At 72.2% G+C, this 15,048-nt stretch carries 16 protein-coding genes and 1 pseudogene; 8 read left to right on the top strand and 9 right to left on the bottom strand.

The window, feature by feature from the left end:
• Nucleotides 1-152: 152 nt before the first annotated feature.
• On the bottom strand, nt 153-410 hold the full coding sequence (locus KME66_RS09320) for a WhiB family transcriptional regulator (RefSeq protein ID WP_003953983.1): 258 nt from the start codon (nt 408-410) through the stop codon (nt 153-155).
• A 320-nt stretch (nt 411-730) separates the two neighbouring features.
• Nucleotides 731-1,699, bottom strand: a complete 969-nt coding sequence (locus KME66_RS09315) for a diacylglycerol kinase family protein (protein WP_006127486.1) — start codon at nt 1,697-1,699, stop codon at nt 731-733.
• A 177-nt stretch (nt 1,700-1,876) separates the two neighbouring features.
• Here KME66_RS09315 and KME66_RS09310 point away from each other — a divergent pair, with 177 nt between their 5' ends.
• Nucleotides 1,877-2,326 carry a hypothetical protein gene (locus KME66_RS09310; protein WP_216320934.1) on the top strand — a complete coding sequence of 150 codons (450 nt, stop codon included), beginning with the start codon at nt 1,877-1,879 and terminating at the stop codon, nt 2,324-2,326.
• A gap of 22 nt (nt 2,327-2,348) precedes the next feature.
• On the opposite strand, the gene KME66_RS09305 is transcribed toward KME66_RS09310, so the two are convergent.
• The 3 genes from KME66_RS09305 to KME66_RS09295 form a co-directional block, all read right to left on the bottom strand.
• The gene (locus KME66_RS09305) at nt 2,349-3,278 is read right to left on the bottom strand and encodes an RNA polymerase sigma factor SigF (RefSeq protein ID WP_073214709.1); all 930 of its coding nucleotides are present in this window, start codon (nt 3,276-3,278) and stop codon (nt 2,349-2,351) included.
• Between the two features lie 23 nt (nt 3,279-3,301).
• Nucleotides 3,302-3,715 (bottom strand): anti-sigma regulatory factor, encoded by a 414-nt coding sequence (locus tag KME66_RS09300; RefSeq protein ID WP_030915678.1) that lies wholly within the window; start codon nt 3,713-3,715, stop codon nt 3,302-3,304.
• Nucleotides 3,716-3,948: 233 nt separating this feature from the next.
• Nucleotides 3,949-4,209 carry a UBP-type zinc finger domain-containing protein gene (locus tag KME66_RS09295; RefSeq protein WP_216320932.1) on the bottom strand — a complete coding sequence of 87 codons (261 nt, stop codon included), beginning with the start codon at nt 4,207-4,209 and terminating at the stop codon, nt 3,949-3,951.
• Between the two features lie 34 nt (nt 4,210-4,243).
• Between KME66_RS09295 and KME66_RS09290 the strand changes: the two genes are divergently transcribed.
• A complete protein-coding gene (locus tag KME66_RS09290) occupies nt 4,244-5,845 on the top strand; it encodes a Na+/H+ antiporter (RefSeq protein WP_216329175.1) in 1,602 nt (533 codons plus the stop codon).
• Here KME66_RS09290 and KME66_RS09285 read toward each other — a convergent pair.
• The 3 genes from KME66_RS09285 to KME66_RS09275 all read right to left on the bottom strand — a co-directional run bounded on the left by KME66_RS09285 (nt 5,821) and on the right by KME66_RS09275 (nt 8,535).
• Nucleotides 5,821-6,759: a 1-aminocyclopropane-1-carboxylate deaminase/D-cysteine desulfhydrase gene (locus tag KME66_RS09285; RefSeq protein ID WP_216320929.1), complete on the bottom strand. Its 939-nt coding sequence runs from the start codon at nt 6,757-6,759 to the stop codon at nt 5,821-5,823. The genes KME66_RS09290 and KME66_RS09285 overlap by 25 nt on opposite strands.
• 34 nt (nt 6,760-6,793) lie before the next feature.
• The gene (locus tag KME66_RS09280) at nt 6,794-7,990 is read right to left on the bottom strand and encodes a globin domain-containing protein (protein ID WP_216320926.1); all 1,197 of its coding nucleotides are present in this window, start codon (nt 7,988-7,990) and stop codon (nt 6,794-6,796) included.
• Between the two features lie 98 nt (nt 7,991-8,088).
• Nucleotides 8,089-8,535, bottom strand: coding sequence for an Rrf2 family transcriptional regulator (locus tag KME66_RS09275; protein ID WP_216320922.1), 447 nt, complete (start codon nt 8,533-8,535; stop codon nt 8,089-8,091).
• 176 nt (nt 8,536-8,711) lie between these two features.
• On the opposite strand from KME66_RS09275, the gene KME66_RS09270 reads away from it, so the two are divergent.
• The 6 genes and pseudogenes from KME66_RS09270 to KME66_RS09245 all read left to right on the top strand — a co-directional run bounded on the left by KME66_RS09270 (nt 8,712) and on the right by KME66_RS09245 (nt 14,067).
• Entirely contained in the window at nt 8,712-10,118 is a 1,407-nt protein-coding gene (locus KME66_RS09270; RefSeq protein ID WP_073214680.1) for a family 2B encapsulin nanocompartment shell protein, read from the top strand.
• A gap of 88 nt (nt 10,119-10,206) precedes the next feature.
• Nucleotides 10,207-11,250 carry a family 2 encapsulin nanocompartment cargo protein polyprenyl transferase gene (locus KME66_RS09265; RefSeq protein ID WP_073215562.1) on the top strand — a complete coding sequence of 348 codons (1,044 nt, stop codon included), beginning with the start codon at nt 10,207-10,209 and terminating at the stop codon, nt 11,248-11,250.
• An 87-nt stretch (nt 11,251-11,337) separates the two neighbouring features.
• Complete coding sequence (locus KME66_RS09260; RefSeq protein ID WP_216320919.1) at nt 11,338-11,934, top strand: GNAT family N-acetyltransferase; 597 nt, start codon at nt 11,338-11,340, stop codon at nt 11,932-11,934.
• Between the two features lie 78 nt (nt 11,935-12,012).
• A pseudogene (locus KME66_RS09255) lies at nt 12,013-12,432 on the top strand (DUF6304 family protein); the annotation flags it as partial.
• 307 nt (nt 12,433-12,739) lie between these two features.
• Nucleotides 12,740-13,708, top strand: coding sequence for a DUF1648 domain-containing protein (locus KME66_RS09250; protein WP_216320916.1), 969 nt, complete (start codon nt 12,740-12,742; stop codon nt 13,706-13,708).
• Nucleotides 13,709-13,710: 2 nt separating this feature from the next.
• Entirely contained in the window at nt 13,711-14,067 is a 357-nt protein-coding gene (locus KME66_RS09245) for a GntR family transcriptional regulator (RefSeq protein ID WP_216320913.1), read from the top strand.
• Nucleotides 14,068-14,245: 178 nt separating this feature from the next.
• Here the strand turns inward: KME66_RS09245 and snpA are convergent, their stop codons facing one another.
• Nucleotides 14,246-14,914 (bottom strand): snapalysin, encoded by a 669-nt coding sequence (gene snpA / locus KME66_RS09240; protein WP_216320910.1) that lies wholly within the window; start codon nt 14,912-14,914, stop codon nt 14,246-14,248.
• Between the last annotated feature and the right edge of the window lie 134 nt (nt 14,915-15,048).

Here is a 15,048-nt window from a genome sequence, read left to right as displayed (position 1 = left end):
CGGAGCGGGCCCGGACCGTGGTGACGGTCCGGGCCCGCTCGGTGATGCTCACGTTGCGATGCGCTTCGGGGTACTGCGCGCTGCGACTCGAAGGCGGGGCTGTGCGTACGCTCTGTACGCGCCGCCGGGCTGAGGCTTGGTGCGGGGGTCGCTCAGGCGCTGGCGTTACGCGCCCGGTTGCGAGCGGCGCGGCGCTTCATCGCGCGGCGCTCGTCCTCGCTGAGGCCACCCCAGACGCCGGAGTCCTGGCCGGACTCGAGCGCCCACTGCAGGCACTGCTCCATGACGGGGCAGCGGCGGCAGACAGCCTTGGCTTCCTCGATCTGCAGCAGCGCAGGACCGGTGTTGCCGATGGGGAAGAACAGCTCGGGGTCTTCCTCACGACAAACGGCGTTGTGACGCCAGTCCATGGCTGCTACCTCTCCTTGGTATTACACGCTTGTTGCTTGTGAATGTGAACGCTTTCACGAATCCCCCCGCAGATGACGGGCCGACCCCCAGGTGAACTGGGTGTGGTCTGTGATGGTGAGGAGGGGTTCTGGCTCTCAGTGGAGGCCGGTGTTGCGGGCCGTCCCGATCGCCATGAAGAGATTCCCAAACCTCAGCGACGGATACAACCCCTTCTGGAAAGTTTTTTTTGATTCCTCGGTGTCGACTAGGTCACAGGCGCACTTCTTGGGGGTGGGACCCAGTCCAAACGTTCGAGTTAAAGGACTTTCGGCCCTTCCACTCACACAATCACACGCAGTGCACGGCGTACGCCTGTGAACGTCACGCTCGTACGCAGTCCCAGGTGGTCACCGTCCATCTGGAAGGGCAGTGGGACCTTTGAATGCAAGGTGAAGTCCGTGAGGTCATGCCGTGAAACGGCGTGCTTCCCGCGCGGCCCCTTCTCGGGGCTCGAAGTGAGCAGCTGGGTGCCGTAGAGAGCCACCGCCGGGGTGGACAGACGCTTCAGTCCGAGCACGTCCAGCGCGGTGTCGAAGGAGGCCTTCGGCGAGGCGTAGACCGGGCGATTGCCCAGGTAGGTCCAGGGGGCGGTGTTGCAGATTATGGAGAGCGCGAGGTCGGTCACCGGGTCCTGGCCGGGCACGTCGAGCGTGATCGTCCCGTGCCGGCGGTGGGCCTCGTTCAGGAACTGCCGCACCACCTGGCGTACGTACAGGGCGTGCGTCGAACGCTTGCCGCCCTCGCGTTTCTGTTCGACCCGGCCCACGACTCCGGCGTCGAACCCCAGTCCGGCACAGAAAGTGAACCAGCGTTCGGGCACGGACTCGTCCTCGGTGCCCGGGGTGCCGGCGGCCAGGCCCAGCCCGACCGTGCGTTCGGTCCGGTTCTCCAGGGCGTCCAGGATCGCGCCGGTCGCCTCCACCGCGTCGTTCGGCAGCCCCAGGGCACGCGCGAAGACGTTGGTGGAGCCACCGGGGACCACGGCCAGCTTCGGGAGGTTGTCCACGTCCGGACCCCGGTGCAGCAGCCCGTTCACGACCTCGTTCACCGTGCCGTCACCGCCGAGGGCGACCACCAGGTCGATGTCGTCGCTGTCCGCGGCCCGCCGCCCCAGGTCCCGCGCGTGCCCCCGGTACTCCGTGGTCACCGCCTCCAGCTTCATCTCGCTGGCCAGTGCGTGGATGAGCACGTCACGGGTGCGGGCACTGGTGGTGGTAGCAGCTGGATTGACCACGAGGAGTGCGCGCATGACGGCCAGCCTACCCACCGGGCGGTCCGAGACCTGTAGGGCCTCCCTGGCCCCGGTTCGCTGCGCTCGGAGGTGGTCACGGAGCGTGATGTCCGGGCCCGGTGCGCCGCCGAACGGGTGCGGCTCCCGCACACCCCGGCTTCACTTCCGGGCGCCGGGGATGCCAACCTGAAAGGCGTGAGCACTCAGCAGACACCGTCCACGCCGCCGTCCGCCACCGTGGAGCGCCCGACCAGGATCACCGTCCTCGCCGGGGTCAACGCCCTCGAAGGCGTGGCTCTCGCCGTCGGCGGGGTCTGCCTGCTGGTCATGGGCCTGCTCGGGAAGCTGGAAAGCACGCAGCAGGCGGAGACGGTCGGGATCACGCTGGTCGCGCTCGGCGCCATCCCGCTGATCGCCGCCCGCGGACTGCTGCTGCTGCGCAGCTGGAGCCGGGGCCCCGCGCTCATCACCCAGATCATGGCGCTGCCGGTGGCCTGGACGCTGCTGCGCTCGCAGGGCGCGCTGATCCCCACCGGGATCGTTCTCGCGGTGGTCGCCGTCACCGGACTCGTGCTCGTCCTGAACCCGGCGACCACGAAGGACCTGGGCATCCGACGCGGGCCGGGGACGACCCCCGGCGCCTGAGCCCGGCCGCCCCGCGCCGGGCTCACTCCTCGACGAGCAACCGCTCACGGAGCTGCGCCAGGGTGCGGGCCAGCAGCCGCGAGACGTGCATCTGGGAGATGCCGACCTCCTGGGCGATCTGCGACTGGGTCATGTTCCCGAAGAAGCGCAGCAGCAGGATCCGCTTCTCGCGCGGCGGCAGGTCCTCCAGGAGCGGCTTGAGCGACTCCCGGTACTCCACCCCCTCCAGCGCCTCGTCCTCGGACCCCAGCGTGTCCGCCACGGCCGGCGACTCGTCGTCCGTGTCCGGCACGTCCAGTGAGAGCGTGCTGTACGCGTTGGCCGACTCCAGGCCCTCCAGCACCTCCTCCTCGGAGATGCCGAGCCGCTCCGCCAGTTCGTGCACGGTCGGCGAACGGCCGTGCTGCTGGGAGAGCTCCGCGGTGGCCGTGGTCAGCGACAGACGCAGCTCCTGGAGGCGGCGCGGCACCCGCACCGCCCAGCCCTTGTCCCGGAAGTGGCGCTTGATCTCGCCGACCACCGTGGGGGTGGCGTACGTGGAGAACTCCACCCCCCGGTCCGGGTCGAACCGGTCCACGGACTTGATCAGCCCGATCGTGGCGACCTGCGTGAGGTCGTCCAGGGGCTCCCCGCGATTGCGGAAGCGGCGGGCCAGATGCTCCACCAGCGGCAGATGCATGCGCACCAGCCGGTTGCGCAGCTCGGCCTTCTCCGGGGAACCGTCGGGCAGCCCCCGCAGCTCGAAGAACAGGGCCCGGGCCCCGCTGCGGTCGTGTGGATCGTGGTGCCCGTGCTCGCTCATCTGGCCCGCCCGCTCTGCCTGCGACTGCTGCTCCACCGCGACGTCGAAGCCCTCGGGCCCGTCCGCTCCGTCCTCCGGATGCGGCCGGGCCTGCTGCTCCGGGATGCCTGCTGGGCGCACCACCCCGGATCGGATCGTCTCGTCCCGCACAGGACCGTCCCCGTTTCCGTCGCTCACGCCGGCCCGGGGCCGGCGCCGCGCTGTTTGTAGAGGCTGATGCTGACCGTACGGTCGTCCGCGACCGTGGAGTCGACCTTGCCGGCCAGTGCGGAGAGCACCGTCCAGGCGAAGGTGTCGCGCTCGGGCGCCCGGCCGTCGGTGGTGGGCGCCGCCACCGTCACTTCGAGGGAGTCGTCGACGAGACGGAAGACGCAGCTGAGGACGGATCCCGGCACGGCCTGCTGGAGCAGGATCGCGCAGGCCTCGTCGACCGCGATGCGAAGGTCCTCGATCTCGTCGAGAGTGAAGTCCAAACGCGCTGCGAGACCGGCCGTGGCCGTTCGCAGCACCGACAGGTAGGCACCCGCAGCGGGCAGCCGGACTTCCACGAAGTCCTGATTCCCGGGCTCGCCTGCGATCTGGGACACCCTCACCTCCAAGGTGGCACAAACTCTTTCGAGGTTCCGGGAAGGGTGGCCCGGAGCCATGCTGGTCCGTCGACGGTTCTTCGGCTCGGCGACGCTATCGGATCCATGATGCCGTGTCGTACGGACCCCACGCCCCGTCCGTCACTCATGGTAGGCCCATGCGTACGGACAGTGGCTAGGGGTCTGCGGCGTCCAATTGCGAAGAACCGGCGCCGCATTGACGTACCCAGGCGTCAGACGATCGAACCGTCCTCGAAGCACCAGCGCCAGCCCTCACCCGGCTCGAAGCTCCGCATCACCGGGTGACCGGTCGCCCGGAAGTGTCCGGTGGCGTGCCGCAGCGGCGACGAATCGCAGCAGCCGACGTGCCCGCAGGTCAGACAGAGCCGCAGCTGTACGGGGTGGGTGCCCGCCTCCAGGCATTCGGGACACGTCGCGCCGAGCGGCACGGGCTCGGGGCGTGGCAGATCCGCTACATGCGCACACTCGCTCATGATGGGCAGGTTACGACGGATCGAGGACGGTGGGATGGACGCGCTGCCGCTGATCGCCCTGGTCGCCGGGAGTGCGGCGGTGGCCGGCGCGGCCCGCCGCACCCCGGTGCCCGCCCCGCTCGTGCTCGTCGCTGTGGGGCTGGTGGCCGGCTTCTCTCCGGGCATCCCGACGTACCACCTGGACGCCGATGTCGTCCTCCCGCTGCTGCTCCCGCCGTTGCTCCACACGGCGGCCCTGGACAGCTCGTACCTGGATCTGCGGGCCAACATCCGGCCGGTCGCCCTGCTCTCCGTCGGCTACACCCTCTTCGCCACCGTCGCGGTGGGCTGGCTGGCGCACCGGATCATCCCGGACCTGCCGCTGACCGCCGCGCTGGTCCTGGGGGCCGTCGTCGCCCCGCCGGACGCCGTGACGGCCGCCGCGATCGCCCGCCGGGTCGGGCTGCCCGCCCGGGTGACCACGATCCTCCAGGGCGAGTCCCTGGTGAACGACGCGACGGCGATCACCGCCTTCAGGGTGGCGCTGGCCGCGGCGGTGGGGGAGGGGATGAGCTGGGGCGCCGGAATCGGCGAGTTCCTGCTCGCCGCGATCGGCGGGGTCGGGGTCGGCCTGCTGCTCATGGTGCCGCTGCACTGGCTGCGCACCCACCTGAAGGAAGCGCTCCTCCAGAACACGCTGTCCCTCCTGATCCCCTTCGTCGCGTACGCGGCGGCCGAACGGGTGCACGCCTCCGGTGTCCTCGCCGTGGTCGTCGTCGCCCTCTACCTGGGCCACCGCTCCTGGCAGGTCGACTTCGCCACCCGCCTCCAGGAAGCCGCCGTCTGGAAGATGGTGGCGTTCATCCTGGAGTCCGCGGTGTTCGCGCTGATCGGCCTCCAGCTGCCGTTCGTCCTGAAGGAACTCGGCCCGTTCGGCGTCCGGGAAGCCGTCGGGTACGCCGCCGCGGTCTTCCTGGCCGTCGTCGTGGTCCGCTTCGTCTGGGTCTACCCGGCCACCTACCTGCCCCGGTGGCTCTCGCGGCGGGTGAGGGAACGCGAGCCCGGGACCGACTGGACCGCGCCGCTCATCGTCGGCTGGGCGGGGATGCGCGGGGTCGTCTCGCTCGCCGTCGCGTTCTCCATCCCCCTGGCCGCCCAGGACGGCTCCCCCTTCCCGGCCCGCAACCTGGTGCTGTTCCTGACCTTCACCACCGTCATCGGGACACTGGTGATCCAGGGCCTGACCCTGCCCCTCCTCGTCCGCGTGCTGAAGCTGCCGCACCCCGACCCGCAGACCGTCACGCTCATCGAGGCACAGGCCCAGAACGAGGCGTCCGAGGCGGCCGAGGCCCGGCTGCGGGAGCTGCTGGAGGACCCGCACAACAGCCTCCCGCCGCCGCTGGCCGACCGCCTGCGCAGCGTGCTGGAGCGCCGCCGCAACGCCGTCTGGGAGCGGCTGGGGGCCGCCGACCCGGTCACCGGGGAGTCGGCGGACGACACCTACCGGCGGCTCTCGCGGGAGATGATCGAGGCCGAACGCGCGGTCTTCGTCCGGCTCCGGGACGAGCGGCGGATCGACGACGAGATGATGCGCACGCTGCTGCGCCGGCTGGACCTGGAGGAGGCGGCCGCCTACCGGGAGACGGACGGCTCCTGAGGCGGCCCGTCCGGGGCGCCGGTGATCACGGCGGCCACGCGGGTGCCCGGCGCGAACGCCCCCTCCCCGGCCAGCGCGGTCAGCGCGAACAGCAGCTTGGCGACGTAGACCCGCTCGACGGGCAGCCCGTGCCGCTCCTCGAAGCCGTCGGCGAAGGCGTCCAGTTCCGGGGTCGTACGGGCGTAGCCGCCGAAGACGAAGCGCTCCTCCAGTGCCCAGTCACCGGCCGGGCCGCCGAACGCCTCACGCTGGAGCCGCGCCACCTCCCCGGCCAGGAAGCCGCCGCCGACCACCGGCACGCCGAGCGCCCGCTGCCCCGGACCCAGCCCGGCGGCGAGCCCGGCCAGGGTGCCGCCGGTCCCGCAGGCCACGGCCGCCACGTCCACCTCTCCGGCCAGCTCGCGCCCCAGCGCCGTACAGCCCCGTGCGGCCGGCGCGTTGCTGCCGCCCTCCGGGATGACCTCCACGTCCCCGAACCGGCTCAGCAGCCCGCCCAGGACCTCGGGCGAGGTCTTCGCCCGGTACGTCGCACGGTCCACGAAGTGCAGCCGCATCCCGTCGGCCGCGCATTGGGCCAGCGAGGGGTTGAGCGGCCGGTGCGCCAGCTCGTCGCCGCGGACGACACCGACGGTCCCGAAGCCCAGCAGCCGCCCGGCCGCCGCGGTGGCCCGGAGATGGTTGGAGTACGCACCGCCGAACGTGAGCACGGTGCGCCCGGCGGCGGCCTCCAGGTTGAGGGCGAGTTTGCGCCACTTGTTGCCCGGCAGATCGGGGTGGATCAGGTCGTCCCGCTTGAGGAGGAGCCGCACCCCGCGGCGGGCGAAGCGCTCGTCCTGGACCTCCCGCAAGGGGGAGGGGAGCCGGGGTCGCAGAAGGGCGCCGGGGCCGTGCGGGCCGGGGTGCGGGGTGGTCACCCGCTCATTGTCGCCTGCCCGTCCCGGCGGCGGTTCAGGAGGAGGCCAGCCAGAGGTCCGGGCCGAACACTTCGTAGTGGATGTCGGCCGGCCGTACCCCCGCCTCCAGCAGTCGGCCCCGGACGGACCGCATGAAGGGGAGCGGGCCGCACAGGTAGGCGTGCGTTCCCGGCCGTACGGTGATGCCGTCCAGGTCGACGAGGCCGGTGCGGTTCGCCGGGTGGCCGGGCTCCGGGGCCTCGTACCAGAAGTGCGCCTCGGCGTCCGCGAGCTTCTCCGTCAGCCGCATGTGGTCGGTGCGCAGCGCGTGGGCGGCCGGTGCGCGGTCGCCGTGCACGACGGTGACCGGGCCCCGGTGCCCCTCCTGGACGAGGTGCTCCAGCATCGACAGCACGGGCGTGCAGCCGATGCCCGCCGAGGCCAGCAGCAGGGGCGCGTCCAGGTGGTCCAGCACCAGGTCCCCGTAGGGCGCGGAGATGCGCAGCAGGTCGCCCGTGCGGACGTGCTCGTGCAGGTGCCGGGAGACCTCGCCGTCCGGCGAGCCCTGGCCGCGCAGGCGCTTCACGGTGATCGACCGCAGCCGGGAGCCGGGTGCGCGGGAGAGGCTGTACTGGCGTATCTGGCGGGCCCCGTCCGGGAGTTCGACCTGGACGGAGACGTACTGGCCGGGCCGGAAGGCAGGCGGGGGCGTGTCCTGGGCGGGGTGCAGCAGGAACGTGGTGACGTCCTCGGTCTCCTCGACCCGGGCGGCCACCTCCCAGGTGTTCCAGACATCACCGGCCAGGACGCCCTGCTGGGCGTAAAGGCGCTTCTCGACGGCGATCAGGGAGCCCGCCATCAGCCAGTAGACCTCGTCCCAGGCGGCGGCGACCTGAGGGGTGACCGCGTCGCCCAGGGCGTCGGCGATGGCCGCGAACAGATGGGTGTGCACCACCTCGTACTGCTCCGGGGCCACTCCGAGCGAGGCGTGCTTGTGGGCGATCCGCTCCAGCAGCACGTCGGGCCGGGTGCCGGGCCGCTCGACCAGTGCGGTCGCGAACGCGGCGATGGATCCGGCCAGAGCCCTGCGCTGGTCGCCCGACGCCTGGTTGCCCCGGTTGAACAGGTCCCGCAGCAGCTCGGGGTGGGCGGTGAACAGCTTCTCGTAGAAGAGGTCCGCGATGTCCCCGATGGCCGCCCCGACGACGGGGAGGGTGGCGCGGACGGTGTCGGTGGACCGGTCGGAGAGCATGCGGACTCCTTTTATTGGAATGCTGGATGCGTATTTAAGGGCGGGTGGAGGTGCGCCCGGTGCGCGGGTGTGTTCGAGGGGTGGGTCCCGGGTGAGGGTCAGTCGGGCGGCGGGCCGCTGCCGATGCCGAGCAGCAGCGGGCCGGTGGGGGAGGTGACGAGATCGGCCACGGCGATCGGGTCCAGTGCCGCGTAGAAGGCCTCCTGGGCTCCGCGCAGCGCCCCGCGCAGCCGGCAGGCGGAGCGGAGCGGGCAGGGGGTGTCGCCCTCGCACTCGACGACCTCCTCCGGCCCCTCCAGCTCCCGCACCAGCGAGCCGATCGGCGCGGAGTGGCCGGCCGGGGTCAGGGTGAGCCCGCCGCCCCGGCCGCGCCGGGCGTCGAGGAGGCCGAGGTGCTGGAGCCGGGCGACGACCTTCGCGGCGTGGGTGTACGGGACCCGCATGGCGGACGCCACCTCGCGGGTGGTCGGCGCTTCCCCGTCCTCGGTGACGGCGAGCCGCATGAGGACGCGGAGTGCCACGTCGGTGAATCTCGTCAGCCGCATGGGCTCACCGTAGATAAGTTGCACCAGGGATGCAAATTATGGGTGTGGTGAGACGAAGGGGCTCAACATGCCCCGCCTGAAGGTGGATTAGTCACACTCTTTTGTGTAATGGCGGCCGCCCCCTTCCTGCTGAAAGTCTTTCCTCGCAGGTCAGCCCATGATCGAGAGGACGTCAGATGTCCGTTGGTGAAGAGGTTCGCGACACGCAGGCGCCGCCGCAGCAGAGTCTGGGGACGGCGGCTGCGAGGAACCTCGCGACGACCACCAAGTCCGCGCCGCAGATGCAGGAGATCACCTCGCGGTGGCTGCTGAAGATGCTGCCGTGGGTGCAGGTACAGGGCGGTACGTACCGGGTGAACCGTCGGCTCAGCTATTCGGTCGGTGACGGCCGGGTGACCTTCGTCCAGACCGGGGACCGGGTGGCCGTGATCCCCGCCGAACTGGGGGAGCTCCCCGCTCTGCGCAACTTCGCCGACGAGGAGGTCCTCGCCGAGCTCGCCCGCAGGTGCGAGCAGCGGGACGTGGCCGCGGGGGAGGTGCTCGCCGCCTCGGGGGACGCGGCGGACCGGGTCTATCTGCTGGCGCACGGCAAGGTCGAGAAGATCGGATCCGGCCCCTACGGGGACGAGACGGAGCTGGGCGTCCTCGCCGACGGTGCGTACTTCGGCGACCAGAGCCTGGTCGACGGCGACGCCGTCTGGGAGTACACGGCCCGCGCGGTCACCCCGTGCACACTCCTCACCCTGAGCCGGGCCGACGTGTACAACCTCGCGGAGCGCGCCGATTCGCTGCGCGGCCACCTCGCCGGACTCCTCTCCATCCCGCATCAGCGGACCAACCCCTACGGCGAGGCGGCGATCGACCTCTCCGCCGGCCACGTGGGCGAGGCGGTCGTCCCGCACACCTTCGTCGACTACGAGGCCGCGCCGCGCGAGTACGAGCTGAGCGTCGCCCAGACCGTGCTGAAGGTCCACAGCAGGGTGGCCGACCTCTACAACCAGCCGATGAACCAGACCGAGCAGCAGTTGCGGCTCACGGTCGAGGCGCTCCGCGAGCGCCAGGAGCACGAGCTGATCAACAACAGGGAGTTCGGCCTCCTCCACAACTGCGACTACGGGCAGCGGCTCCAGCCGCACGACGGGGTGCCCAGCCCGGACGACATGGACGAACTGCTCTCGCGCCGCCGCGGCTCGAAGCTCTTCCTCGCCCACCCGAGGGCCATCGCCGCCTTCGGCCGCGAGTGCAACCGGCGCGGACTCGTCCCCGAGAGCGTCGACATCGGCGGTCACCACGTGCCCGCCTGGCGCGGGGTGCCGATCTTCCCGTCCAACAAGATCCCCGTCACCGACGCCCGCACCACGTCCATCATCTGCATGAGGACCGGCGAGTCGGAGCAGGGCGTCATCGGCCTCCAGCAGACCGGCATCCCCGACGAGATCGAGCCGAGCCTCTCGGTCCGCTTCATGGGCATCGACGAGCAGGCGATCATCTCCTACCTCGTGACGGCGTACTACTCCGCCGCCATCCTGGTACCGGACGCCCTCGGAGTGCTGGAGAACGTCGAGGTCAGCCGCTGGCGCTGACCCCGCGTCACCCCGGGGGTCCGGACGGCCGCCGCCCGGACGCCCGGGTCCGCACCCACCGCCTCGCCCCAGGGAGTTGACCGTGACCATGACCAGTACGGACGCAGCGACGGAAGGGCACGAGGCCGCGGCGCTCCTGGAGCGCACCCGCGCCGTCGTCGACCCGCACCTGCGAGCCGCCGTGGAGTCGCTGCCCGGCGGCATACGCCGGATCGCGATGTACCACTTCGGCTGGCAGAACGCCGACGGAACCCCGGCCGCCGGCCAGGCCGGAAAGGCCATCCGGCCGGCCCTCGTGCTGGCCGCCGCCCGCGCGCTGGGCGGCGATCCGGAGCGGGCTGTCCGGGCCGCCGTCGCCGTCGAACTCGCCCACAACTTCACCCTGCTCCACGACGACGTCATCGACGAGGACACCACCCGCAGGCACCGGCCCACCGCCTGGGCGGTCTTCGGCATCCCGGACGCCATCATTACCGGCGACGCCATGCTCGCCCTCGCCCAGCGGCTGCTGGCCGAGGACGCGCACCCGGCCGCCGCGTCCGCCGTCGCCCGGCTCTCCACCTGTGTCGTCGAGCTGTGCGCGGGCCAGCAGGCGGACTGCGCCTTCGAGGAGCGCGGCCCCGACGAGGTGACCCTCGACGAGTGCCTCACCATGGCGACCGCCAAGACGGGGGCCCTGCTCGGCTGCGCGTGCGCGCTCGGCGCCCTCTACGCCGGGGCGGAGGACCGGGCGGTCCGCGCGATGGACGGCTTCGGGCGGGAGGCGGGGCTCTCGTTCCAGCTCATCGACGACCTGATCGGCATCTGGGGCGACCCCGACCGCACCGGCAAGCCCGTCGGGGCCGACCTGGCCGCCCACAAGAAGTCCCTGCCCGTCGTCGCCGCCCTGACCTCGGGCACCCCGGCCGCCGGGGAGCTGGCCGCGCTCTACCAGGGGCCCATGAACACCGCCGCCGAGGTGAGCAGGGCGGCCGACGCGGTGGACCGGGCCGGGGGGCGGGACTGGGCGCAGGCCAGTGCGGCCGACCGGATGGCCCGAGCGGTCCACCACCTGTCCCGGGCGGTCCCCGATCCGAGCGCCGCCGGCGACCTGCTGGCCCTGGCCGAATTCGTCACCCGACGGACCAGCTGACCCACCTCGGGTCACCGTCAACGCCCCGTCAACTCTAGTATTCCGGAGGTCGGTTGAAGGAAGGCAGCGGAGAGGTGGCGGCCCGGCATGGGGATACGGATCCGGCAGGCGGAGCAGGATGACCGGGAGCTCGTCGTCGCGGTCATGGAGGAGGCCTTCCACGACGACCCGGTCAGCGGCTGGGTGTTCCCCGACGAGGAGCACCGGCGCGCGGTGCACGGGAGGTTCCTCGGCGTCTTCGTCGACGCCGCCCTCGCCGAGGGCCGTATCGACATCGCCGAGGACGCGGCGGCGGTCGCCCTGTGGCTGCCGGTGCCCGCCGGGGCCCCGGAGGGGGAGGACCCCATGCCCGCCCTGATGCGGCAGACCGCCGATCCGGACAACGAGCGCTGCGAACTGGTGGGCAGGCTCACCGGGGTGGTGCACCCGCACGACCGTGCGCACGCCTACCTGCTGATGATCGGCGTCCGTCCCGGCCGTCAGGGGGAGGGCATCGGGGCGGAGCTCGTGGGGGCGGAGCTGGAGCGCTGCGACCGGGAGGGGCTGCCGGCCTATCTGGAGGCGAGCAGCGCCCGGAGCCGGGCCCTGTACGAACGGCTCGGATTCCGCCTCCTCGGACGCGCGCTCGAACTGCCGGACGGGCCGCCGATGTACCCCATGTGGCGTGAGCCCCGCATGGGTTGACGCCCGGCGGAAGACGGCGCGAAGGCGAGGTGAGGGCGGTGCGGAAGCCGCCCGGAACAGGGGCTACAGTCCCTCCCCATGACACATGAGTCGTGGACCGGCTGGTACCGGGACACCAAGGGTTCCGACGCCGCCGTCCTCACCGCGGACGGACAGCGGATCCGGATCCGGATCAGAGGGGCCGACTTCGAGGGCGAGAGCTTCGACGGCCTGCGGCCCGTCGCGGGCGTACCGCCGCAGGACGGGACGTTCGGTCTCCGGGACGGCGCGCTCACCGACTGCGTGCTGGAGTGGGACCGGCCGCTGCCCGTCCTCGTCGCGGGAGCACCCCGCCACGCGACCCTCACGTGCCTGCTCTCCCTGCGCCGGGCCGACCCGGATCTCCACCTCGCTCTCCATCTGGACGGAGCGGTGTACGAATCGGCCCGCGCCGAGCGCGACTTCGCCGCGGCCCTGGCCGCCGTCCAGCGGATCCTGCCGGACGACGTCAGCCTCCAGGCCCCTGTCGCCTGGCCCGGAGCGGCCTGACCCGGAAGAGTCCCGTCGCCGGTACTCCGCCTCCGTCGCCGCTTCCGCTGCCACCGCAGCCGTCGTGTGCGCCGTTGCCGTCGCCGGTGCCCTGCCGTCGCCCGTGTCCTGCCGCTACCGGCGAACCGCCCGCCTCCGCCCCGTACCGCGTCCCGGTACGGGGCGGCCGTGCGTCCCCCCGTCGTCCCTCGCCGCCCGCTGGAGTCCGCCGCCTCTCCCGTTCTTCCGTTGTCTCCGCCCCATTGTTCTACTAGCATGCGAACAACGGAGGTTTTCCATGGCAAGCAAGAACCTTGGCCGCGTCACTCTCGCCGCCCTGCCCTTTGTCCTCGCGCTCCTCGTCGACCTCACGCTCTACGCCGCCGTCGCGGACCGGCTGCCCGACCGGCCGGCCGTCCACTTCGACGCCGGCGGGTCCCCCGACGGACACCTCGGCTCCACCGCCTACCTGCTCTGCGCGCTGTCCTCGTTGCTGGTGCTCGGCGGGCTGTGGGCCTTCATCGCGGTCAAGGGCAGGCTCCACGGCCGCGCCCACCGGTGGCTGATCGGGGGAGGCTTCGCCGTGGCCGCATTCCTCGGCTATCTGCTGATCGCCGTCCTGCTCGTCAACGTGGACGTCCCCGACGGCGGTTCGCCCGAGGGGTTCCCGCTCCGGCACATCGCGGCGGCCCTCGGCGCGGCCGCACTTGCCGGAGCCCTCGGTCTGCTGCTGTCGCGGCTGGCGCCCGTGCCCGAGGACCCGCGCGGCCCGGACCCGGCGGCCCGGAAGAGGATCGTGCTGGCCGACGGCGAGGTGGCCACCTGGGGGCGCGGCATCGGCGCCTGGTGGGCCCCCGTCGCCGCCGTGGCGCTGCTGGCGGCCGGTGCCGCCGTCGGGCGGGAGCAGAGCTGGTTGATCGGGGCGCCGCTGATGCTGCTCGCCCTGGTGACCGGAACCTTCTGCCGCCCCCACGTCACCGTCGACCGGCGCGGACTCACCGTCTCCGGCCTGCTGCCCCGGCCCCGGGTGCGGGTGCCGCTGGAGCGGATGGAGGCCGCGGACAGCCGACCGGTCAACGCCCTCGCGGAGTACGGCGGCTGGGGCTACCGCATCCGCCCCGAACGCAGTGGCGTCATCACCCGTTCGGGCGAGGCCATCGTCGTCAGCCTGACGAGCGGCCGCGAGTTCGCCGTCACCGTCGGGGACTCGGTCACCGGCGCGGCCCTGCTCAACACGCTGCTCGACCGGCAGCGGGCGGGGCGCTGACCATGCTCTTCCGGGTCGATCCCACCTCCACCGTGCCGCTCGGGGACCAGATCGCCGCCTCGGTCCGGCGTGCGGTCGCCGACGGTGCGGTGGCCCCGGGCGAACGGCTGCCCGCCGCCCGTGCGCTCGCCGAATCCCTCGGCGTGAACGTCCACACCGTGCTGCGCGGATACCAGCGGCTGCGGGAGGAAGGACTCATCGAGCTGCGCCGCGGGCGGGGCGCGGCGATCACCGCGGGCGCCTCGCCGCAGCGCGCCCGGCTCCTGGAGAGAGTGCGCGAAGCGGTCGCGGACGCCCGGGACCTGGGCATGACCGAGGACGAGCTGCTGACCCTCGTCCGTAGCGAACTCAACGCCTGAACCCGCCGCCCGAACCAGCCGCGGGACAGCGCGGAGGGCCGCTCCGCGGGACGGAGCGGCCCTCTGTGTAACGCGGCGGGGGGCGGGCCGGCCCCGGGACACGGGACCGGCCTCCTGCTCCCTCGTGGGGAGCCGCACGGTGGTGCGGAACGGGGTGCGGAGCGGTGCCGCGTACGGGTCAGGAGGTCGCGGCGGCGAACCCGTAGCGCCACAGCTGGTCGACCCGGGCGCGCTCGTTGTAGTCCGGCTGCGCGTTGGTGCAGGACGGGCCGGGGCCGCCGCCCGACATCAGCTGGCTGCACGGGCCGGAGTACGTGTCGGGGAGGCCGAGGACGTGCCCGGTCTCGTGGGTGGTGACGCGGGTCGAGTTGTACTGCTGGTTCTGCCGGTAGTCCAGGAAGATGTAGCCGCGGCCGTGCCCGTCGGTGCTCGCGTAGGAGCCTCGGGAGTCGTTGCCCTCGTAGTACCGGAAGTCCGCGTTGGAGCCCTCCTGGAGGCGGACGTTGGAGACCGAGCTGTTCCAGATCTGGGTGCTGCGGGCTATCTGCGTGCGGAAGCTCGGAGCGCTGGACGCGTTGTAGGTGACGGTGACCGCCAGCGCTTCCGGGTTGGCCGCCCGCTTCTTCGCGACCGACTTCATGACCGCGTCGTAGAACGCCTTGTTGGCCGCGGCGTTCTCGCTCGACCCGGTGTAGGCGGCGATGGTCGTGGCGGTGGACGTCGTGGCGGTGGACGTCGTGGGCGTGGCGGGGGCCGGAGCGGCGGTCACGGCGGGTGCGGCGCCCAGCGTCGCCACGAGGCCGAGACCGGCGACTGCGGAGGCGAGAACGGTCCTGAGGTGTCTCATGGGGGGTCTCCTACGGATCCGATGAACCCACGCCGTGGGGGTGCCCTGGGTGCGGGCCCGGCGTGGGGGGCGGTACGGGGAGAGTGTGGTGGAGCGGACGGCCGTCGCGGATGATGTCAAACGGGGATAGGCCC

Origin of the sequence: Streptomyces sp. YPW6 (assembly GCF_018866325.1) — a bacterium.
Taxonomy (GTDB): domain Bacteria; phylum Actinomycetota; class Actinomycetes; order Streptomycetales; family Streptomycetaceae; genus Streptomyces.
The sequence above is the reverse complement of the archived record's forward strand: the minus strand, read 5'-3'. Positions and strand labels throughout refer to the sequence as shown.

Bases quoted from the DNA above. Each gene is read 5' to 3' on its own strand.
- KME66_RS09320 (WP_003953983.1), bottom strand. From the start codon at position 410: ATGGACTGGCGTCACAACGCCGTTTGTCGTGAGGAAGACCCCGAGCTG.
- KME66_RS09315 (WP_006127486.1), bottom strand. From the start codon at position 1,699: ATGCGCGCACTCCTCGTGGTCAATCCAGCTGCTACCACCACCAGTGCC.
- KME66_RS09295 (WP_216320932.1), bottom strand. From the start codon at position 4,209: ATGAGCGAGTGTGCGCATGTAGCGGATCTGCCACGCCCCGAGCCCGTG.
- KME66_RS09290 (WP_216329175.1), top strand. From the start codon at position 4,244: ATGGACGCGCTGCCGCTGATCGCCCTGGTCGCCGGGAGTGCGGCGGTG.
- KME66_RS09280 (WP_216320926.1), bottom strand. From the start codon at position 7,990: ATGCTCTCCGACCGGTCCACCGACACCGTCCGCGCCACCCTCCCCGTC.
- KME66_RS09275 (WP_216320922.1), bottom strand. From the start codon at position 8,535: ATGCGGCTGACGAGATTCACCGACGTGGCACTCCGCGTCCTCATGCGG.
- KME66_RS09270 (WP_073214680.1), top strand. From the start codon at position 8,712: ATGTCCGTTGGTGAAGAGGTTCGCGACACGCAGGCGCCGCCGCAGCAG.
- KME66_RS09265 (WP_073215562.1), top strand. From the start codon at position 10,207: ATGACCAGTACGGACGCAGCGACGGAAGGGCACGAGGCCGCGGCGCTC.
- KME66_RS09260 (WP_216320919.1), top strand. From the start codon at position 11,338: ATGGGGATACGGATCCGGCAGGCGGAGCAGGATGACCGGGAGCTCGTC.
- KME66_RS09250 (WP_216320916.1), top strand. From the start codon at position 12,740: ATGGCAAGCAAGAACCTTGGCCGCGTCACTCTCGCCGCCCTGCCCTTT.
- KME66_RS09245 (WP_216320913.1), top strand. From the start codon at position 13,711: ATGCTCTTCCGGGTCGATCCCACCTCCACCGTGCCGCTCGGGGACCAG.
- snpA (WP_216320910.1), bottom strand. From the start codon at position 14,914: ATGAGACACCTCAGGACCGTTCTCGCCTCCGCAGTCGCCGGTCTCGGC.